General features: G+C 64.6%; 18 protein-coding genes. 2 read left to right on the forward strand and 16 right to left on the reverse strand.

Features of this window, described 5'->3' with window-relative positions; all coding sequences use genetic code 11:
* Positions 1 to 18: 18 nt before the first annotated feature.
* The 10 genes from K4G67_RS06415 to rpsB all read right to left on the reverse strand — a co-directional run bounded on the left by K4G67_RS06415 (position 19) and on the right by rpsB (position 10,624).
* Positions 19 to 687 carry an OmpH family outer membrane protein gene (locus K4G67_RS06415; protein WP_239805554.1) on the reverse strand — a complete coding sequence of 223 codons (669 nt, stop codon included), beginning with the start codon at positions 685 to 687 and terminating at the stop codon, positions 19 to 21.
* Positions 687 to 3,305 (reverse strand): outer membrane protein assembly factor BamA, encoded by a 2,619-nt coding sequence (gene bamA / locus K4G67_RS06420; protein ID WP_239805696.1) that lies wholly within the window; start codon positions 3,303 to 3,305, stop codon positions 687 to 689. The genes K4G67_RS06415 and bamA overlap by 1 nt, the downstream gene beginning before the upstream one ends.
* Before the next feature lie 298 nt (positions 3,306 to 3,603).
* The gene (rseP, locus tag K4G67_RS06425; protein WP_239805555.1) at positions 3,604 to 4,719 is read right to left on the reverse strand and encodes an RIP metalloprotease RseP; all 1,116 of its coding nucleotides are present in this window, start codon (positions 4,717 to 4,719) and stop codon (positions 3,604 to 3,606) included.
* Positions 4,719 to 5,873, reverse strand: a complete 1,155-nt coding sequence (locus K4G67_RS06430; RefSeq protein WP_239805697.1) for a 1-deoxy-D-xylulose-5-phosphate reductoisomerase — start codon at positions 5,871 to 5,873, stop codon at positions 4,719 to 4,721. The genes rseP and K4G67_RS06430 overlap by 1 nt, the downstream gene beginning before the upstream one ends.
* A gap of 30 nt (positions 5,874 to 5,903) precedes the next feature.
* Positions 5,904 to 6,623 carry a phosphatidate cytidylyltransferase gene (locus tag K4G67_RS06435; RefSeq protein ID WP_239805556.1) on the reverse strand — a complete coding sequence of 240 codons (720 nt, stop codon included), beginning with the start codon at positions 6,621 to 6,623 and terminating at the stop codon, positions 5,904 to 5,906.
* A 1-nt stretch (position 6,624) separates the two neighbouring features.
* The gene (gene uppS, locus K4G67_RS06440) at positions 6,625 to 7,302 is read right to left on the reverse strand and encodes a polyprenyl diphosphate synthase (RefSeq protein WP_239805698.1); all 678 of its coding nucleotides are present in this window, start codon (positions 7,300 to 7,302) and stop codon (positions 6,625 to 6,627) included.
* Positions 7,303 to 7,349: 47 nt separating this feature from the next.
* Positions 7,350 to 7,907 carry a ribosome recycling factor gene (gene frr / locus K4G67_RS06445; protein ID WP_239805557.1) on the reverse strand — a complete coding sequence of 186 codons (558 nt, stop codon included), beginning with the start codon at positions 7,905 to 7,907 and terminating at the stop codon, positions 7,350 to 7,352.
* Positions 7,908 to 7,950: 43 nt separating this feature from the next.
* A complete protein-coding gene (gene pyrH / locus K4G67_RS06450; protein ID WP_202083995.1) occupies positions 7,951 to 8,673 on the reverse strand; it encodes a UMP kinase in 723 nt (240 codons plus the stop codon).
* A gap of 159 nt (positions 8,674 to 8,832) precedes the next feature.
* The gene (tsf, locus tag K4G67_RS06455; protein WP_239805558.1) at positions 8,833 to 9,759 is read right to left on the reverse strand and encodes a translation elongation factor Ts; all 927 of its coding nucleotides are present in this window, start codon (positions 9,757 to 9,759) and stop codon (positions 8,833 to 8,835) included.
* A 112-nt stretch (positions 9,760 to 9,871) separates the two neighbouring features.
* Positions 9,872 to 10,624 carry a 30S ribosomal protein S2 gene (gene rpsB / locus K4G67_RS06460; RefSeq protein ID WP_239805559.1) on the reverse strand — a complete coding sequence of 251 codons (753 nt, stop codon included), beginning with the start codon at positions 10,622 to 10,624 and terminating at the stop codon, positions 9,872 to 9,874.
* Positions 10,625 to 10,996: 372 nt separating this feature from the next.
* Between rpsB and K4G67_RS06465 the strand changes: the two genes are divergently transcribed.
* Positions 10,997 to 11,227 carry a hypothetical protein gene (locus K4G67_RS06465; protein WP_239805560.1) on the forward strand — a complete coding sequence of 77 codons (231 nt, stop codon included), beginning with the start codon at positions 10,997 to 10,999 and terminating at the stop codon, positions 11,225 to 11,227.
* Here K4G67_RS06465 and K4G67_RS06470 read toward each other — a convergent pair.
* From K4G67_RS06470 to K4G67_RS06495, 6 genes are all read right to left on the reverse strand, one after another.
* Positions 11,202 to 11,924, reverse strand: coding sequence for a CDP-alcohol phosphatidyltransferase family protein (locus K4G67_RS06470; RefSeq protein WP_239805699.1), 723 nt, complete (start codon positions 11,922 to 11,924; stop codon positions 11,202 to 11,204). The two genes, K4G67_RS06465 and K4G67_RS06470, sit on opposite strands and share 26 nt — an antisense overlap.
* Before the next feature lie 98 nt (positions 11,925 to 12,022).
* Positions 12,023 to 12,772, reverse strand: coding sequence for a phosphatidylserine decarboxylase (locus tag K4G67_RS06475; RefSeq protein ID WP_239805561.1), 750 nt, complete (start codon positions 12,770 to 12,772; stop codon positions 12,023 to 12,025).
* 71 nt (positions 12,773 to 12,843) lie between these two features.
* Positions 12,844 to 13,122, reverse strand: coding sequence for a GNAT family N-acetyltransferase (locus tag K4G67_RS06480; protein WP_239805562.1), 279 nt, complete (start codon positions 13,120 to 13,122; stop codon positions 12,844 to 12,846).
* 189 nt (positions 13,123 to 13,311) lie between these two features.
* Positions 13,312 to 15,126, reverse strand: coding sequence for a cobaltochelatase subunit CobT (cobT, locus tag K4G67_RS06485; protein WP_239805563.1), 1,815 nt, complete (start codon positions 15,124 to 15,126; stop codon positions 13,312 to 13,314).
* Between the two features lie 12 nt (positions 15,127 to 15,138).
* Positions 15,139 to 15,792 carry a fructose-6-phosphate aldolase gene (gene fsa / locus K4G67_RS06490; protein WP_239805564.1) on the reverse strand — a complete coding sequence of 218 codons (654 nt, stop codon included), beginning with the start codon at positions 15,790 to 15,792 and terminating at the stop codon, positions 15,139 to 15,141.
* 94 nt (positions 15,793 to 15,886) lie between these two features.
* Complete coding sequence (locus K4G67_RS06495) at positions 15,887 to 16,594, reverse strand: DUF4197 family protein (RefSeq protein ID WP_239805565.1); 708 nt, start codon at positions 16,592 to 16,594, stop codon at positions 15,887 to 15,889.
* A 112-nt stretch (positions 16,595 to 16,706) separates the two neighbouring features.
* Here K4G67_RS06495 and K4G67_RS06500 point away from each other — a divergent pair, with 112 nt between their 5' ends.
* Complete coding sequence (locus K4G67_RS06500; protein ID WP_239805566.1) at positions 16,707 to 18,917, forward strand: primosomal protein N'; 2,211 nt, start codon at positions 16,707 to 16,709, stop codon at positions 18,915 to 18,917.
* Positions 18,918 to 18,922: the final 5 nt, after the last annotated feature.

An 18,922-nucleotide genomic window follows, 5' to 3' on the forward strand; every position in this document is an offset into this window, starting at 1 on the left:
CTCACTCGTCCCCGTGCCTTAGCGGCCGCCGGTCGCGGCGGCGTTGCCCTGCTGCGGCTGCTGCTGCGCGGCCTGTGCCTGTGCTTCGCGCTGTGCACGCGGGAGCCAGCCGGCCGGCGGCACGATCTGCACGCTGGGCACCAGGCGATCCATCTCGTTCACGACATCCTGATTGATGTTGTAGGCCTGATCCGCGTCGAGCACCGAATCCGGCGTTAGGATAAGCGTCAGACGCTTGCGCTGCTTCACATTGGTGAGCGCGGTGTTGAACTGCTCGCTGAGCTGTTCGAGCACATAGGCGCGCGACAGCGCAACGGGCTGCATGATCTGCTGCAATTCGGCCTGCGCCTGCTGCTCGATCTGCTGAATCTGTGCGGCCTGCTGCTGCAATTGCTGCTGATTGGGGTTGGCCTGCTGGCTCGCGGTCTGAATCTGCTGATACAGTGGCTGAAGCTGCTGCGCGATCTGGGCGCGGCGCTGTTCGGCCTGCTGCATCTGCGGAGCGTAGGTCGTCTGCCGCTGCTGTTCCGCCGTGCGGAAGGCCGCGGTATTGACGACGATCGCGTCGGGATTGGCGATGCCGATACCCTGCACGACCTGCGCGGACGCAGGCACGGCGGTCAGCGCCGCGGTGGGCAGAGCGCCGGCCATCAGCGCGGCGGCGAAAAGCTTGGTCGTGTTTTTCATCAGAATTGCGTTCCTACGTTGAAGGAAAATGTCCTCGGATCGTCGCCCTCTTCTTTCAAGAGAGCCTTCGACAGGTCGATGCGAAGCGGTCCGAAGGGAGAATTCCAGTTGACGCCGATACCCACCGCGACGCGCGGTTTCGGAGTGTCGCCCAGGAATTGTTCGGTGAAGGGGCTGACGATCCGCTGATTCTGCGTTTCGCCATCGGGCGCCACCGGATCATTGGTGTAGATGATATCGTCGAGCGGGTCGCCATTGGCATCGACACGCTGCGCATAGAGCGGCTGATCGAAGCTTTGGGTGACAGGATCGGTCAGGCCGAACACCGCACCGGCATCGACGAAGATCGACGGCCGCAGCCCCAGTTCGCGCGCACCGGAGCCGAGCGGAATCTCAAGCTCTGCCCGGCCGAGGTAATAGGCCCGGCCGCCCAGCGCGTCATCGGTCCAGGTGTCGCGATTGTCGCTGACCGTTTCGAAAATGCCGTCGCCATCGGTGTCCAGTAAGGGCTTGCGAATGACGCGCGGGCCGACCCCGCGAATGTCGAAACCGCGCATCTGCGGATTGCCGAGGAAGAAGCGGTCGGTAAGGCGGACATCGTCGATATTCGCGCCCGCCCGGTCGCTGAGCGCGTGAATATAGCCGCCCTCGCCCTGCAGCGAAAAGATGAAGCCCGAGCCCACGCCCCAGAATTTCGAGGCGTTAAGCTTCCCGCGCAGATATTTCACCGAACCGCCCAACCCGGCAAAATCACCGTTCAGCACGACCCGATGCCCGGCAGAGGGCCGCAGCCGGTTGTTGAGCGTGTCATAGACCAGCGATGCACCCAGGATCGAACTCGTCCGCTTGCCCAAAGCATCGCAAAGATAGCGCCCGGCGATGAGCGGTTCGCAGGTCCGCACGCCGTCGCCATCGAGATCGGCGAAATATTGCTGTCCCAGCGTCACGTCCTCGACCTGAAGCGTGTAGCGGCCGATGAACTGCATATACTCGCTAAGCGCGGTACCGGCGCGCACCGAAAACCCGGTCGAGCTGTTTTCGTAGGTGGTGTTGCGGCTGTTGTTGAAGCGGTTGAAGCTGTTGAAATCGCGGCGGTAGATGTCCGCGCCGAACGAGATGTTGGAATCGAACACGTACGGTTCGGTAAAGCTCACCTGCGCCGATTTGGAAAAGCGCGAATAGTTGAGCGAAAGGCCAACCGACTGCCCGCGACCGCGGAAATTGTTCTGCCGGATCGAACCTTGGAGAATGAATCGTTCGAGACTGGAAAAACCGGCCGAAAGCTGAAGTTCGCCGGTCGGCCGTTCCTCGACATTGGCGGTCAGCACGACGCGGTCGGGCGCGCTGCCCGGCCCTTGCTCGACCTCGAAATTTTCCTGAAAATAGCCCAGCGAATTGATGCGCGCGGTGGACCGGCGCACCTGAAGCGAATTGAACGCGTCCCCTTCGGCAAGCCGGAACTCGCGGCGGATGACCTTGTCCTGCGTCAGCGTATTGCCGTTGATGTCGATCCGCTCGACATAGACGCGCGGCGCCTCCGCGATCTGGAACGTGACGTCCATCGTCAGGTCTTCGCGGTTCGGATTGTAGCGCGGCTGCACCTCGCCGAACGCATAGCCGAACGCGCCGATCGTCTCGGCCAGGCTTTCGATCGTGTTCTCGACCTGCTCGGCATTGTACCAGTCGCCGGTCTTCATCGGCAGCGTCGCGGTCAGCGCGGCATCGTCGAAATCGCGAATCTCGCTTTCCACCTCGACATCGCCGAACCTGTACCGCTCGCCTTCCTCCACCACGTAGGTGATGATGAAATCCTTGCGATCGGGGGTCAGCTCGGCCACGGCCGATACCACGCGGAAATCGGCATAGCCTTGCGTGAGATAGAACCGGCGCAGGTTCTGCTGATCGAAGGCGAGCTTGTCGGGATCGTAGCTGGTATTGCCGGTCAGGAAGGTGAGGAAACCGGTCTGCTTCGTCAGCATCTCGCCGCGCAGCTCGCCGTCGGAAAACTGCTCGTTCCCGATGATATTGATCTGGCGGACCTTCGATTTCGGGCCTTCGGTAATTTCAAAGACGATATCGACGCGGTTCTGATCGAGCATCACGGCCTGCGGCTCGACCGTGGCGGCAAAGCGCCCCTGCCGCTTGTACAGCTCGATAATGCGGGCAACATCGGCGCGCACCTTCGAACGGGTATAGATCTGCCGCGGCGCCAGCCGGATCTCGGGAAGGATCTTGTCGTTCTTCAGCCGCTTGTTGCCTTCGAGCACGATGCGGTTGATGACCGGGTTTTCCTGCACCTCGATCACGACATTACCATTGTCCTGCCCGATGCGCACGTCGCTGAACAATTCGGTGGCATAGAGGTCGCGCAGCGCGGCATCGGCCTTGGCCGTGGTATAGGGTTCGCCCGGACGCATGGAGATATAGGACAGGATCGTCTGCGGCTCGAGCCGCTGCGCACCCGAAACGCTGATTGTCCGGATGATCTGCCCCTGCGGCGCGGTCGCCGGCGCGACCTGCTGCGGCGTGGCGGACGGATCGGCGGGCGCGTCCTGCGCCGCGGCGGGCACGGCGGACAAGGCCGTTCCCGCCATGAGCGCAAACGCCATCGAGGCCATGCGCGGCGCGAAGGTGGAAAGGGGCTTTCGTCCCGAATTAAGGCTTGCTGTCACTATCTATCCCGTCACTTTATTCGTAACCCGCGCCTGGCGGCGATCCATGCCGCTGCAACCGCGATGATGCCCCTTCGATCGGCCCGGTGCGGGCGACCAGTGCGGCCGATCCGTTCCGTTTCAGCCTGCGAATTGCCGTTTCCGTCTCAGAATTGACCGCCGCCCTTGCCCGATGCGCCTGCGTCAATCAAGCCGAGCGAGCGGCGAACCGCACCGAAACCTGTGTGCCAACCGTCTTCCCGCCTCAACTCCCGAACAGATCCAGCGAGGCCAGATCGATGAAGGTCACGACAACCATCAGGGCCAGGACAAACGCCAGCCCGGTCCGGAAGGCCAGTTCCTGCGTCGCTTGCGAAACGGGTCGGCGGCGCACCGCCTCTGCCGCGTAAAAAGCGAGATGCCCGCCGTCGAGAACGGGAATTGGCAAAAGGTTAATGAATGCCAAGTTAATTGAGATCATGGCGATGAAATAGACGAAGCTCTGCCACCCGGAGACCAGCTGTTCGCCCGAAAACTTGGCGATCTTGATCGGCCCGCCGAGCTCTTCGATCGGACGGCGGCCCGATATGATCTGCCAGATGCCGACCACCGAAAGCTTGAGCAGTTTACCCGTTTCGGTAATGCCGATGCCGACCGCTTCGGCCGGTCCCACATCGCGCAATTCTCCCGTATCTGAAAAGACGCCGATCTGCCCCATGCGGAACGTATTGCCGAACCGATCCTCCTCCACGTGGAGGCCGATGGTCATGTCGGTGGTGAATTCGCGGCCGTCGCGTTCGACCGTGAGCGTGATGTCTTCGCCAGGATAGGGGAGCACGCTGTCGCGCACCTCCTCGAACCCATCGATCCGCCGGCCTTCGATCGCGACGATCCGGTCGCCAAGCTCCAGCCCGGCGGCGGCGGCGGGCGATCCTTCGACGAAACCGCCGACGACGGGCTCGGCCACCATCTTGCCATAAGCGAGGCTGAAACCGCCGAGGATCAGTATCGCGATCAAAAGGTTGGTGAGCGGCCCGGCCGCCACGATCCACGCCCGCTGCCCCAGAGTTCGGGCCTGAAACGTGCGTTCGCGCTCCTGTGGCGGGAGGTCGAGCCATTCCTGCCCCGGCTGGCTCGCCGGGTTCATGTCGCCGGCGAACTGCACATATCCGCCCAGCGGAAGCGCCGACAATTTCCAGCGCGTCCCCCGCGAATCGGTAAATCCGGCCAGTTCCTTGCCGAAGCCGACGGAAAACGCCTCCGCCTTCACACCGAACCACCGCCCGACAAGATAGTGGCCGAGCTCGTGCAGCACGACCAGAGGGCCGAGCACGAGGACGAAGCCCAATATTGCAGTAAAGATATTGGCGCTGTCGAACATCAGACGGTCTGTAACATTTCGCCCGCCCGGCGACGCGCATCCGCATCGATCGCCAGGACATCGTCCAGCGTTCCGGGCGCTGTGGGCATGGGACCATCATTCAACATATCGGCCACCATTGCCGCAATGCGGGTGAACCCGATCTGACCGGACAGGAAGGCCGCCACGGCAATTTCGTTCGCCGCGTTGAGGATCGCCGGTGCCGCGCCGCCATGGGCGCATGCCTCGCGCGCGAGGCGGGTGGCGGGAAACAGATCCTCGTCCGGCGCGCGAAAGTCGAGCCGCCCGACCGCGGCAAGGTCGAGCGAACCCATCGGCGTATCCATGCGCCGCGGCCATGCCAGCGCGCTGGCGATCGGCACGCGCATGTCGGACGGGCCAAGCTGCGCCAGCGTGGAACCGTCGCGATATTCCACCATCGAATGCACGACCGATTGCGGGTGCACGATGATCCGCAATTTATCGAGACCGACCGGGAACAGATGAAACGCCTCGATCAGCTCCAGCCCCTTGTTCATCATGGTGGCGGAATCGACGCTGATCTTGGCGCCCATGTCCCAGTTCGGATGCGCGACCGCCTGTGCCGGGGTTGCGGCCTCGATCTCTTCGCGGCTACTGTCGCGAAACGGACCGCCGCTCGCGGTCAGGGTGATGGATCGCACCTCCGACAGGCGATTGCCCTGAAGACATTGGAAAATGGCATTATGTTCGGAATCCACCGGCAGCAGCGTCGCACCGCGGCGCGCGACGGCGGCGGTCATCACCTCGCCTGCGGACACCAGTGCTTCCTTGTTGGCGAGCGCGATCGTGCCGCCCCGTTCGATCGCGGCCATGACAGGCGCAAGTCCTGCGCACCCCACGATCGCCGCGACGGTAAGGTCGGCGCCCCGCGCCGCGGCCTCGTTCAACGCATCCGCGCCAGCCGCGCATTCGATGCCGCTACCCGCAAGGGCCGCGCGCAATTCGGCAAGACGCGCCTCGTCCGCGACCACCGCGATATCGGGCGCGAATTCGCGGGCGAGCGCCGCCAGCCCCTCCACGCTTTCATTCGCGGTCAGCACGGTGACGCGCCACGCATCACGATTGCGCCGCACGAGATCCAGAGTCGAGGCGCCGACCGACCCCGTCGCGCCCAATATCGCGATGCTGCGCATATGCTCCCCCAAAGGCTTTTCCATATGCGCCTATAACACCATTTCGTGCAGGAGACCGATCAGGAGCAGCACCGGCAACATGCCGTCGGTCCGGTCGAAAAGGCCGCCATGGCCGGGGATGAGCGTGGAGCTGTCCTTCACCTTGGCCCGCCGTTTCATCCAGCTTTCGAAAAAATCGCCGGCCTGCGCCGACACGGCAAGCACCGCCCCGATCAACGCGGCAAGCGCGAAGTCCTTGGTGCCAAGTCCATGCGTCGCGTTCCCGCTCGTGAGCGAGGCCGCGAGCGAACCGATGAAGGCCAGCCCGAAACAGCACCATGCCGCCGCCCCGATCATGCCCCCAACGAGCCCGGCCCATGTTTTCGACGGGCTGATGCGCGGGGCGATCTTCGGCCCGCCGATCGCGCGCCCGGTAAAATAGGCGCCCGTATCGGTCATCACCGTCACGCCGAGCGCGAAAACGAAGAGCCACGCGTCCATCGCCACCGCCAGCCACGCCGCCGTTCCGATATAGAACGCGCCCGCCGCCAGCCACACCAGTGCGGCCGAAAACCGCAACTGCCAGCGCCGGACAAGCCTCTGCCATTCCCAGAGCGTCACGCCCGCGACCGCAATGATCAGCAGGTCGAGCACCCAGCCCCCCCGCCACAAGGCAATGGCGGCGATCGCCAGCATGATGATCGCGCTCGCCGCGCGCACGGGAAGGTCGGTCTTGCGCCGTCCTTCGGGCCGGACGGCGGGGGATTTCATCTCACCGTCCGCCAAAACGACGCTCCCGCCCGGCAAATTGCGCGACCGCCTGCCGAAGGTGATCGACGGTGAAATCGGGCCACAACACGTCGGTAAAGGACAATTCGGCATAGGCCGATTGCCACAAGAGGAAATTGGACAGCCGGATTTCGCCCGACGTGCGAATGAGCAGGTCGAGCGGCGGCATGTCGGCCGTGTCGAGATGGGCGGCGAGCGTGTCCTCGGTAATCTCGCCCTGCGCCGCGGCGGCGCGGGCGGCGCGCACGATTTCCTGCTGCCCCCCGTAATTGAGAGCGATGGCGAGCGTAGTGCCGGTGTTGCCCGCCGTGCGCGTCAACGCCCCGTCGATCAGCGCGACCGCTTCCTCGTCGAATGCGGAATGATCGCCGATGATCTTCAGCCGCACACCATTCGCGGCGATTTCATCGAGGTCGGACCGGATGAAATGCTTCATCAAGCGGGTGAGATCGTCGATCTCGTCCGCCGGCCGGCGCCAGTTTTCCGAACTGAACGCATAAAGCGTGAGCGCCTCGAGCCCCATGCCCCGCACCCCGCGCAGCAGGTTGCGGACCGCCTCGACCCCGCGCTTGTGGCCCATGGCACGCGGCAGATGACGTTGCCGGGCCCAGCGCCCGTTACCATCCATGATGATGGCAACATGGCGCGGGCCATCGGCCATGCCGCCCGCCTCGCCCGCAACCGGCCGGGATCGTGGCGCATTCGCGCTCACTGGCTCATGATTTCCTTCTCCTTCGCCTCGGCTGCCTTATCAACCTCGGCGATATGGGTATCGGTCATCTTCTGGACCTCGTCTTCGAGGCGCTTGCGGTCGTCCTCGGAGATTTCCTTCTTCTTCTCGTCGGTCTTGAGCGCTTCCATCCCGTCGCGGCGCACGTTGCGGATCGCGATCTTGGCGCCTTCGGCATATTTGCCGGCGAGCTTGGCCAGCTCCTTGCGCCGCTCCTCGGTCAGGTCGGGGATCGGCAGGCGGATGTTCTGCCCGTCGACCATCGGGTTAAGGCCGAGGCCTGCCGAGCGGATCGCCTTTTCAACCGGCGTCATGTTCGACTTGTCCCACACCTGCACGCTCAACATGCGGGGATCGGGGGCCGAAACGGTCGCCACCTGGTTCAACGGCATGTTCGCGCCATACACCTCGACCACGACGGGATCGAGCAGGGTGGTGTTCGCGCGGCCCGTGCGCAGACCGGCAAGATCGCTTTTCAGCGAATCCACGGCGCCGTCCATCCGGCGTTCCAGATCGGCCTTGTCATATTTGGGCATCGTCTTGATTCCTCTCTTGGATCCTTTGTCGGGCGTGCGGGTGTTACGCCGCCTCGCCCACGATGGTCTGCGTGCCTTCGCCGGCGAGCACGCGGGCAAGATTGCCGCGCTCGCGAATGGAAAACACGATGATGGGGATCTGGTTGTCGCGGCACAGTGCGACCGCGGATGCGTCCATTACCTTGAGATTGTCGGCCAGAACGCGGTCATAGCCGACCTGATCGTAACGGGTGGCGTTCGCGTCCTTCTTCGGGTCGGCGTCGTACACGCCGTCCACGCTGGTGCCCTTGAACAAGGCGTGACAGTTCATTTCGGCCGCGCGCAGGGCCGCACCGGAATCGGTGGTGAAATACGGGCTGCCGACACCGGCGGCAAAGATGACCACGCGCCCCTTTTCAAGGTGGCGTTCGGCGCGGCGGCGAATGACCGGTTCGCACACCGCATCCATCTGGATCGCGGATTGCACGCGTGTCGACACGCCCAGCTTTTCAAGGCTGCTCTGCATCGCGAGCGCATTCATCACCGTCGCCAGCATGCCCATGTAATCGGCCTGTGCGCGGTCCATCCCCTTGGCCGCGCCCGCCATCCCGCGAAAGATATTGCCGCCGCCGATGACAAGACAGATTTCAAGCCCCGTGTTCTTTGCCGCGACCACCTCTTCGGCAAGGCGATCGACATATTCGGTGTCGATGCCGAATTGCTGATTGCCCATCAATACCTCGCCCGAAAGCTTGAGAAGGATGCGCTTATATTGGGGTAGGGCCATGGGAAGGACGGGTTCCGCTCGATTCTGGGGTGAAGCCGCTCCTTAACCCCACCGCCGCCTTCGCGCAAAGGGAAAGCCGGGCCGCACCGGACGCGGCCACGAAAAAGGGCCGGGAGCGCAATGCCCCGGGCCCTCCTGCGTTTGGATGGAAAGATGCGATCAGACGCCGGCGGCAGCAGCCACCTCGGCGGCGAAGTCGCTCTCTTCCTTCTCGATGCCTTCGCCCAGCTGGAAGCGGACGAAATCCTTCAGCACGATCTTCGTGCCCGCATCCTTGCCGGCCTTTTCGACGACCTGTGCGACAGGCGTCTTGTTGTCCATCACGAAAACCTGGCTGAGCAGCGCGTTTTCCTTGGCGAACTTGGCGACGGCACCGTCGACCATCTTTTCCTGCACGTTTTCGGGCTTGCCGCTTTCGGCAGCCTTCTCACGCGCGATGGCGCGTTCACGCTCGATCACCTCGGCGTCGAGGTCATCGGCGGTCAGCGCCTGCGGGAACGCGGCGGCGATGTGCATCGCGAGTTGCTTGCCCAGCGGTTCGAGAACGTCCGCACCCGCATCGCTTTCGAGCGCGACCAGCACGCCGATCTTGCCGAGGCCGTCGGCAACCGCATTGTGCATGTAGGGCACGACGACGCCGTTCGACACCTGCACCGTCTTCATGCGGCGGATCGACTGATTCTCGCCGATCGTGGCGATATTGTTGGTAAGCTTGTCCTGCACCGAACCGCCATCGGGATATTCGGCGGATTTCAGTGTCTCGACATCGTCGCCGTCGGTCTTGAGGCCAAGCTCGGTCACCTTGCGCACGAAGTCCTGGAACTGGTCGTTCTTGGCGACGAAATCGGTTTCGGAGTTCACTTCGACGGCAACGCCGCGCGTGCCCTCGACCGCGACACCGACCAGGCCCTCTGCCGCGGTGCGGCTGGACTTCTTCTGCGCGGCGGCAAGACCCTTTGCGCGCAGGAAGTCGACGGCGCCTTCGATATCGCCGCCGGTCTCTTCCAGAGCCTTCTTGCAATCCATCATGCCCGCGCCGGTCTTCTCGCGCAGGTTCTTCACGTCAGCGGCGGTATAAGCAGCCATGGCGTTTACCCTTTTCTTAAAATGATGTGCCGCCGGGGCGTCTGGCGACGGTCCCCGGCGGGCTGGATCATGAATGCGTCAGGGCGACGACCGCCCCGACGTCACGGTAAAATCAAGCGGTCGCGTCTTCGGCGACCGGCTCGTCCATCGCGCCGATGTCGGCACCCGAATCGGCGATGCCCTTGGCATTGCCCTTCGTCGCGGCGTCGGCAATGGCGTCGCAATACAGGCGCACGGCGCGGCTGGCGTCGTCGTTCGCCGGGATCGGAAAGGCGATGCCCGAGGGATCGACATTGGTGTCGAGCACGGCGACGACCGGAATGCCGAGCACGTTGGCTTCCTTGATGGCGAGCTCCTCGACATTGGCGTCGATCACGAACATCACGTCGGGAATGCCGCCCATGTCGCGAATGCCGCCGAGCGACAGTTCAAGCTTGTCCCGCTTGCGCGTCATGTCGAGGATTTCCTTCTTGGTCAGCCCGGACGTGTCGCCCGAAAGCTGCTCCTCGATGGTCTTCAGCTTCTTGATCGACTTCGAAATCGTCTGCCAGTTGGTGAGCATCCCGCCCAGCCAGCGGTGGTTGACGAAATACTGACCGCTCGCCAGCGCCGCTTCGCGGATCGGGTCCTGCGCCTGGCGCTTGGTGCCGACAAAAAGCACCTTGCCGCCGGCCTGCACGGTCGAGGATACGAAATCGAGCGCACGCTGAAACAGCGGAACCGTCTGCGACAGGTCGATGATGTGAACACCGTTGCGGGCGCCGAAGATATACGGCTTCATCCGCGGGTTCCAGCGGTGGGTCTGGTGGCCGAAATGCGCGCCGGCCTCGATCAATTGCTGCATGGTGACGCCAGTGGACGCCATAGGGAATTCCTTTCCGGTTGAGCCTCTGGCCAGCGGGAACCGGGGCATCGCGCCCACGGCACCGGTATGTGTGCCGACCATGTGGAGTTAGAATGTCCGCGCCCCCTGCCCGTCGGCAAGAAACGCGAACGACGCGCCCTTAACCGAAAGCGGCCGCGTTGCAAAGGACAAAGAGGCAGATCGGCACTTTCGGTTTGTCGGACAAGGAACCCGCCCCGCCGCAATTTGCGCTTGACCGCCACGAACAAAACAGGAACATTAAGGAAAGAGACGGAACAGCTTACGCGATGTCCCGTTATCCACAGGATTTCGACAGGTTCGTGACAAAGTTTGTGCACAATGGCCTGCCGCGATCGAACGAAGGATCAAACCATGACACATTTTGCGACGACCGTCCTGCCTTTCATGTTCTTCGCCCTTTGCGGCGTTGCGGGTTTCGTCATGAGCTGCAAATGGTTGAAGGATCTGGCGCCGCTTCTGCGACATGGAGAGCCGTCGGTATCGAAGGTCCGCGCATCGCGAAAGACGGCGCGCGCCCGGCCCGCGCCGCGCCATGCTGCCCCCCGGAGTGCCGCCGCTATGCCGCGGCCCGCGCTCGCCTGACCTTGCGGTAGCGCCACCAGCCCAGCGGCAATAGCGCGAGATAAACCACGCAGATCGCGACCAGCGAAAGCCAGGGCTCCAGCATCAACGCCGCGCCCAGAATGCCCAGCAATGCGATAAGCTCGATCCGGATGGACCGATCCGGCTTGATCGAGGTCCAGCTCAGCGTCGCGAGATTCGAAATCATCAGAAACGCCATCAGCACTATCCAGATCGCGACCAGCACCGGATTGCGAAAAATCGCCTCCCCCGACGCCATCCACAGATAAAGCGGCAGAAACGCCAGCCCCGCCCCCACCGGCGCGGGAACGCCGGTCAGGAAGCCGGCTGATTTGTGCGGCTGATCATCCTCGTCGATTTGCGCATTGAACCGGGCGAGCCGCAACATGCAGCACAGCGCCAGCGCCAGCGCCGCGAACCAGCCCAGGCGCGGCAGTCCCTGTAACGACCACATGAAAATGATGAGCGCCGGTGCGACGCCGAAGGACAGCGAATCGGCCAGACTGTCGAGTTCCGCCCCAAAGCGCGATTGCGCCTTCAGCAAGCGGGCGATCCGCCCGTCGATCCCGTCGAGCAGGCCCGCCAGGATCACGGCAAGAACGGCCATCCCCCACAGACCGTCGGTGGCAAAGCGAATGCCCGTCAGGCCAAAGCACAGGGCGGCGGCGGTAATGGCATTGGGCGCCACCGCCCGCATCGAAAGCCCACGGCTCCGCCGCGAGGGCACGGCGCGCTCGCCATGCGAGATGCGCGGCCCGACATCGCCCGGTTCGGCATGACGGTCATCGACGTGGTTCAAAGCGAAACTCCTTCGAGAAGTGGGGCATGTCCGATCTCTGCGAGGACGGTTTCCCCGGCAATGGTCCTTTGCCCCATGACGACCCGCGGTTCGGTGCCGGCGGGAAGGTAGACATCGACCCGGCTGCCGAACCGGATCAGGCCGATGCGCTGACCTGCCGCGACCATGTCCCCTGGTTTTACGAACGGGACGATACGGCGCGCGATCAGGCCGGCGATCTGTGTAAAGCCGACCTGTACGCCATCCGCGCGCGCGACGAGGAAATGTTGACGCTCGTTGTCCTCACTCGCCTTGTCGAGGTCGGCATTGACGAACTTTCCCGGAATATAGGCGACCCGGCGGACCGTGCCGGCGATCGGGCTGCGGTTGATATGCACGTCGAACATGCTCATGAAAATCGAGATGCGGGTGACGGGATCGCCCGCCATGCCGCCGTGGCCCGATCCGTCGTCGATCTGCAATTCAGGCGGCGGTGGAACACGCGCGATAAGGGTCACGAGCCCGTCCGCCGGCGCGACGATCACGCTTTCATCCTGCGGGACGACGCGGGCGGGATCGCGAAAGAACGCCAGCACGCCGCCTGTCGCCGCCACCGTTGTCCAGGCGAGGAAACTCCACCCGATGACGAAGAACAACAGCGCGATCCCTGCCGCGATCAACGCGAATTTGCGGCCTTCGGGATGTACGGGGGGCAAGGCCCACCCGGCTTCGCCGCGCCCCCGATTGTCGAGAATTTCACCTGCCATGTTTCATCGTCTAGGCGCTGCGTCCGCAGGCGGCAAGCATCGCATTCTCTCGCGCATTGCGTAGTGTTCGATCAGATCCGCCGAACCAGACGCAACGTTTCCGCGCCATATCCCGCCGCGTCATAGAACGCGCGCGCGCCTGTATTGCTTGCAAAAACGTCGAGAGCGACCCGCGTATACCCCTGTTCCAGGCCCCAGCTTTCCGCACGCTTCACCAGCGCCCGCGCCACGCCGGTGCGTTCCTGATCCTCCATAACCGCCAATAGCGCGATATAGGCGCAATGCGCGTCCGCAATATCGTCCGTACGGGCCGCACATTGACATAGCCCAGCCGCCTTTGGGAACGGCATGCAACGAATGTACCACCGGCGCTTTCGCTTTCGTCGAACGCGGTCGCGGTGAAGCGCGCCTGAAACGCTGCGACCTCGGTCTGCGAATGAGCGGGAGAGACGATGACATCGGCCAGGCGGCGGTCGAGCGTCCGGATGAATTCGCGATCTTCGGCGCCCGAGGCGGAACGGATCACGAAATCGGACACGTCAGTCTTCCTCGAACAACCCGGCCAGCTGCTCGATCATCGTACCGCCCAGTTGCTCCGCATCCATGATCGTCACGGCGCGGCGATAGTATCGCGTGACGTCGTGTCCGATCCCGATCGCGACGAGTTGCACCGGCGATTTCTTCTCGATCCACTCGATCACCTTGCGCAGATGCATTTCGAGATAGCCGGCGCTGTTCACGCTCAGCGTGGAATCGTCGACCGGCGCGCCGTCGGAAATGACCATCATGATGCGGCGGTCCTCCGGCCGGGCGAGCAGGCGGGAATGCGCCCACAACAAGGCCTCGCCATCGATGTTTTCCTTCAGCAATCCCTCGCGCATCATCAGGCCGAGATTGCGGCGCGCCCGGCGCCATGGCTCATCCGCCTGCTTGTAAACAATGTGCCGCAAATCATTGAGACGGCCGGGATTTTCCGGCTTCCCCTTGGCCAGCCATTGTTCACGCGCCTGTCCGCCCTTCCACGCGCGGGTGGTAAAGCCGAGGATCTCCGTCTTCACGCCGCAGCGTTCCAGCGTGCGGGCGAGCACGTCGGCGCTGATCGCCGCGATGGAAATCGGGCGCCCCCGCATCGAACCGGAATTGTCGATCAGCAGCGTGACGACCGTGTCCTTGAACTCCTGGTCCCGCTCCACCTTGTAGGACAGCGCCTGCCCCGGCATCGTCACCACCCGCGCCAGCCGCGCTGCGTCGAGCAGACCTTCCTCCTGATCGAAGTCCCAACTCCGGTTCTGCTGCGCCATCAAACGGCGTTGCAAACGGTTGGCGAGCCGGGTGACGATGCCCTGCAAACCCTTCAACTGCGCGTCGAGATAGGTGCGCAGCCGGGCCAGCTCCTCTTCATCGCAAAGATCATGCGCGGCGACGATCTCGTCGAAATCGTTGGAGAATGCCTTGTAGTCGAAATCGTCGGGCAGCTCGGTCCATGGCCGGTTGGGGCGCACCGGCATCATCCCGTCCTCGGCGCCGTCCGCGGGGTCTGGCTCGCCCTCGCTTTCGGCTTCGCCCTCGTCCTCACCATCGCCTTCGGCCTCGGGATCGGGATCGCCGGGCTGCTGATCGACGCGCATGTCCTCCTGGTTCGATTCGGACAGGTCGTCCTCCTCGTCCTGGGTTTCCTCGCCCTCCGGCTCGTCGCCATCCTCGCCCGCCTCGTCAGGCTCCGGCTCGGTCGCGATCAGTTCGAGATGTTCGAGCAGGCCGATCGCCCTCTTCTGAAACTCGGACTGGTCGTCCATCGCGGCGAGCAGATCGTCGAAATCGCCGCCGATCGCGCTTTCTATCTGTTCGCGGCGCAGGTCGACGCCGGCGCGCGCGGCCTGCGGAACCGCCTCCCCCGTCAGATGTTCGCGCAGCATCAACGCCAGCGCGGTCGAAATCGGCGCATCCTCGACCCGGTCGGCGCGGCTGATCGGGTCGGTGGCGATCCGCTTGTCCAGCGCGGCGGCGAGATTGTCGCGCACCCCGCCCATCGCATTCGCGCCCAACGCCTCCCACCGTACCTGTTCGATCGCATCGAAGGCGGCGCGGGCCATCGGTTCCGCCGGACGGGCGCGCAAGTGCCGCTGCGCATCGTGATAGCGGCGTTTAAGCGCGTAGCTGTCGGCGACGCCCCGCGCGCTGGCGACCGGCCCGGCCTCCAGCTTGCGGCCCGGCATCGGCACGCGCACGGTGTTGCCGACCTGCGCGGGCGCGTCGCTGGTCCAGCTGACATCGAGTTCAGGCTCGCGCGCGACGGCGCGGGTCGTGGCGGTCAGCGCGTTGCGGAACCGGTCGAGGGGGGATTCGTCTGCCAAGCCGACGCCCCCTTAAAGGATGCTCTGGCCGGTCTTCGCCCAGTCGGCGGTAAACCCTTCGAGCCCCTTTTGCGTCAGCACGTGATCGGCCAGCCCCTTGATCACCTTGGGCGGCATGGTGGCGACGTCGGCCCCGATCTTTGCCGCCTGCAGCACATGGGTCGCATGACGGATCGACGCGGCGAGGATCTGCGTCTCGAAGCCGTAATTGTCGTAGATGAGGCGCATGTCCTCGATCAGATGCATGCCATCGATGCCGTTGTCGTCGTGACGCCCGATGAAGGGGGAAACGAATGTCGCCCCCGCCTTTGCGGCCAGCAGCGCCTGATTGGCGGAAAAGCACAGGGTGACGTTGACCATCGTGCCATCGTCGGTCAACTTGCGACAGGTTTTCAGCCCGTCGATCGTCAGCGGCACCTTGATGCAGACGTTATCGGCGATCTTGCGGAGCACCTCGGCCTCGCGCATCATGGTTTCATGGTCGAGCGCGACGACCTCGGCCGACACCGGGCCGTCGGTCAGGCCGCAGATTTCCTTCGTCACCTCCTTGAAATCACGGCCCGATTTCGCGATCAGCGAGGGGTTCGTCGTAACCCCGTCGAGCAATCCGGTTTCGGCCAGTTCGCGAATTTCGGCGGTGTCGGCGGTGTCGGCAAAGAATTTCATGGGTAAGGCCCCTCGCGATAATGCGGTCATGCGATAATTACGAATCTCGCTCTGCCTATATGCATCGCCCGCCGCCGACGCTACCCCGCCATGCTCACAGCACCGCATCGCCCAGGTCGTTGAGACCGAAGACACGCCGGATGAGCGGATCGTTCGTGCTGTCCGGGTTTTGGCGAATATATGCCTCCTCCCGGCCGATCTGGGTCCAGATCGTATTCTCGACCTCGTCGGTAAAGCGGCCCGTAACCCGTTGAATATCCACGCCGGCAAGGTCGGAGAGCGCCGGGCCGAGCAGTGGGTCGTCGATGATCCGCATGGCATCGCGCACCTCCGGCAGCATCACATCGATAAGGCGGCGCCCCATGCTCGCGCGCAGGAATCCGGTCGCCGCCGTATCGCCGCCCCGGACGAGGTCGATCGCGTTGCGGATGCCCACGACCCGGATCGCATCGGCCACGGCGGGCGCGGCGGCGGCGGCCCCGTCGGCGGCCACGTCATAAAGCGCGCGGGCCATCCGGTCGCGCACCAGCGAGGAGCCGAGAATACGCTCCACCGCGCCGCCGCGCACCCCGCCCAGCACCGTGCCGAGGTCGAGCGCGGCGATCTGCGTATCGTAGAACCCGCCGGGCGCCAGCATCCGGTCGAACGCATTCACGCTCGATATCGTCAGCAGGCGGCGGATTGCCTCGTCAAGGCTGAACCCGCCATAGCTGGCGCAGCCCGGCAGCGTCATCGCCGCCGCGCCCATCATGGAAAGGCCGATGAAACGGCGGCGGCTTGCGGGGGTGGTCGTCAATTCCATCGTCGGTCTTTCCTTTGCCTGTCGGGCGGCGCGCTGGCCTGCCCATGCCCGATACGCCGCACGGGTGCCGCGTTGTGTTGTGCGTTCCGGCGTCCCATATGGGGCGCGGCCCATGAACCAGACCGAAACCTCCTCCCCCCGAACTCCGCCCGATGGGCGCGCGCGCGTCCGCCTGCTCGTGATGAACGCGGCGCTCGGTCCGCTCGACTATACCGTGCCCCCGTCGCTCGTCGTGGAGCCGGGAAGCGTGGTGGTCGCGCCGCTCGGCCCCCGGCAGGTCACGGGGATCGTGTGGGAGACAGAACGCCTTCCCGGCGCGCCGGTTCCGTTTGCGAAGCTGCGGCCGATCCTCGCCGTGATGCCGGTGCCGCCACTGTCGGCGTCGCTGCGACGGCTGATCGAATGGACCGCCGATTATTATTGCGCCGCGATGAGCAGCGTCGCACGCATGGCACTGTCGTCGGGCGCGGCATTGCGCGGCGGGGGCAGCATTACCGAATACCGGCTGACGGGTGAGGATCCCGGCCGCATCACGCCGCAGCGCGAACGCGCGCTCGACGCGTTGCAGGGCGAACAGGGCACCATTCGCGAACTGTCCGCCCTGTCCGAGGTGTCGGAGGCGGTATTGCGCGGGCTGGTGAATGCAGGCGCGCTGGAACCGGTGCAGGTCGATATCGACCGCCCCTACCCCGCCGCCGATCCGGACCATGCGCCGCCCGCGCTCAACGACGGGCAGCAGGCGGTCGCCGATCGCTTCGTCGCCGCGGTGGCGGAGCGCCGCTTCGCGCCCTTCCTCCTCGACGGGGTGACGGGATCGGGCAAGACCGAGGTCTATTTCGAAGCAGTGGCAGAGGCGATCCGAACCGGGCGGCAAGTGCTGGTCCTGCTCCCCGAAATCGCCCTGACCGAAAATTTCCTCAAACGGTTCGAGGCGCGCTTTGGCGTGGCCCCGGTGGTGTGGCACTCTAATCAGAAATCGTCGGAACGGCGCCGCGCCTGGCGTCAGGTGGCGAGCGGCGGGGCGCAGGTGGTGGTGGGCGCGCGTTCGGCGCTGTTCCTGCCGTTTGCGCGGCTCGGCCTCATCGTCGTCGACGAAGCGCACGAGATCAGCTTCAAGCAGGACGATGGCGTGCGTTACAACGCGCGCGATGTCGCCGTGATGCGCGCCCGGTTCGAAGGTGCGCCCGTCATCCTCGCCAGTGCGACGCCCGCGCTCGAAAGCCTGCAGATGGCGGAGGCGGGCGTTTATGAAAAGCTCGACCTGCCGGCGCGGTTCGGCGGCGCGAACCTGCCCGACATCGCCATCGTCGACCTGCGCGAACAGGTGCCGCCGCGCGGCCGGTGGATCGCCCCGCCGCTGGTGGAGGCGATGCGCGAACGGCTGAACCGGGGGGAGCAGGTGCTGCTCTTCCTCAACCGGCGGGGTTATGCGCCGCTGACGCTGTGCCGCAATTGCGGGTATCGGTTCCAATGCCCGAACTGTTCGGCGTGGCTGGTCGAACATCGGCTGTCGGCACGGCTCGCCTGTCACCATTGCGGCCACGAAGTGCCCAGCCCCGAAGCCTGTCCTGAGTGCGGGGAGCGCGATTGCCTCACCGCCTGCGGTCCGGGCGTGGAGCGGATCGCCGACGAGGTGTCAGAAATCTTTCCCGACGCGCGCACCGCCGTCGTCACGTCGGACACGCTGTCGAATCCGGAAAAGATCGGCGCCTTCGTCGATGCGGCGCATGGCGGTGCGATCGACGTGATCGTCGGCACGCAGCTTGTCACCAAGGGGTATCATTTCCCCGAACTCACCCTCGTCGGGGTGATCGACGCGGATCTCGGCCTCGAAGGGGGCGACCTGCGCGCCGCCGAACGATCGTATCAGCAGATCGCGCAGGTCGCTGGCCGGGCCGGCCGGGCGAAGAAGGCGGGCGAGGTCCTCATTCAGACCCGCCACCCCGAAGCGCCCGTCATCGCGGCGCTGGCGGCCGGCGACCGCGATGCGTTCTACGCCGCGGAGACGGACGCGCGCCGCCATGCGGGCGCCCCGCCCTTTGGCCGATGGGCCGCGATCATCGTATCGAGCGAGGACGAAGCCGAAGCCCGCGATGCGGCACGCGCCATCGGCGGCGCCGCGCCGCGCATGGACGATCTCGCCGTCTATGGCCCCGCACCGGCGCCGCTGTCGCTTTTACGCAATCGTTACCGCTATCGCCTATTGATCAATGCAAGGCGGAGTGCGGCATTGCAGGATACGCTCCGGAACTGGCTCGGCGCGCTCGCATTTCCATCGGGCGTTCGGGTCGGCATCGACATCGACCCGTATAGTTTTGTCTGAAGTGC

This window comes from Croceicoccus hydrothermalis, from assembly GCF_022378335.1.
GTDB lineage: Bacteria > Pseudomonadota > Alphaproteobacteria > Sphingomonadales > Sphingomonadaceae > Croceicoccus > Croceicoccus hydrothermalis.

Excerpts from the sequence above, each read along its gene's own strand:
- K4G67_RS06495 (WP_239805565.1), bottom strand. The coding sequence starts at position 16,594 with ATGGAATTGACGACCACCCCCGCAAGCCGCCGCCGTTTCATCGGCCTT.
- K4G67_RS06475 (WP_239805561.1), bottom strand. The coding sequence starts at position 12,772 with ATGGCAGGTGAAATTCTCGACAATCGGGGGCGCGGCGAAGCCGGGTGG.
- K4G67_RS06465 (WP_239805560.1), top strand. The coding sequence starts at position 10,997 with ATGACACATTTTGCGACGACCGTCCTGCCTTTCATGTTCTTCGCCCTT.
- K4G67_RS06500 (WP_239805566.1), top strand. The coding sequence starts at position 16,707 with ATGAACCAGACCGAAACCTCCTCCCCCCGAACTCCGCCCGATGGGCGC.
- K4G67_RS06470 (WP_239805699.1), bottom strand. The coding sequence starts at position 11,924 with ATGCGGGCGGTGGCGCCCAATGCCATTACCGCCGCCGCCCTGTGCTTT.
- K4G67_RS06415 (WP_239805554.1), bottom strand. The coding sequence starts at position 687 with ATGAAAAACACGACCAAGCTTTTCGCCGCCGCGCTGATGGCCGGCGCT.
- tsf (WP_239805558.1), bottom strand. The coding sequence starts at position 9,759 with ATGGCTGCTTATACCGCCGCTGACGTGAAGAACCTGCGCGAGAAGACC.
- rpsB (WP_239805559.1), bottom strand. The coding sequence starts at position 10,624 with ATGGCGTCCACTGGCGTCACCATGCAGCAATTGATCGAGGCCGGCGCG.
- frr (WP_239805557.1), bottom strand. The coding sequence starts at position 7,907 with ATGCCCAAATATGACAAGGCCGATCTGGAACGCCGGATGGACGGCGCC.
- pyrH (WP_202083995.1), bottom strand. The coding sequence starts at position 8,673 with ATGGCCCTACCCCAATATAAGCGCATCCTTCTCAAGCTTTCGGGCGAG.
- K4G67_RS06480 (WP_239805562.1), bottom strand. The coding sequence starts at position 13,122 with ATGCCGTTCCCAAAGGCGGCTGGGCTATGTCAATGTGCGGCCCGTACG.
- uppS (WP_239805698.1), bottom strand. The coding sequence starts at position 7,302 with ATGGCCGATGGCCCGCGCCATGTTGCCATCATCATGGATGGTAACGGG.
- fsa (WP_239805564.1), bottom strand. The coding sequence starts at position 15,792 with ATGAAATTCTTTGCCGACACCGCCGACACCGCCGAAATTCGCGAACTG.
- bamA (WP_239805696.1), bottom strand. The coding sequence starts at position 3,305 with ATGGCCTCGATGGCGTTTGCGCTCATGGCGGGAACGGCCTTGTCCGCC.
- K4G67_RS06435 (WP_239805556.1), bottom strand. The coding sequence starts at position 6,623 with ATGAAATCCCCCGCCGTCCGGCCCGAAGGACGGCGCAAGACCGACCTT.
- K4G67_RS06430 (WP_239805697.1), bottom strand. The coding sequence starts at position 5,873 with ATGCGCAGCATCGCGATATTGGGCGCGACGGGGTCGGTCGGCGCCTCG.
- rseP (WP_239805555.1), bottom strand. The coding sequence starts at position 4,719 with ATGTTCGACAGCGCCAATATCTTTACTGCAATATTGGGCTTCGTCCTC.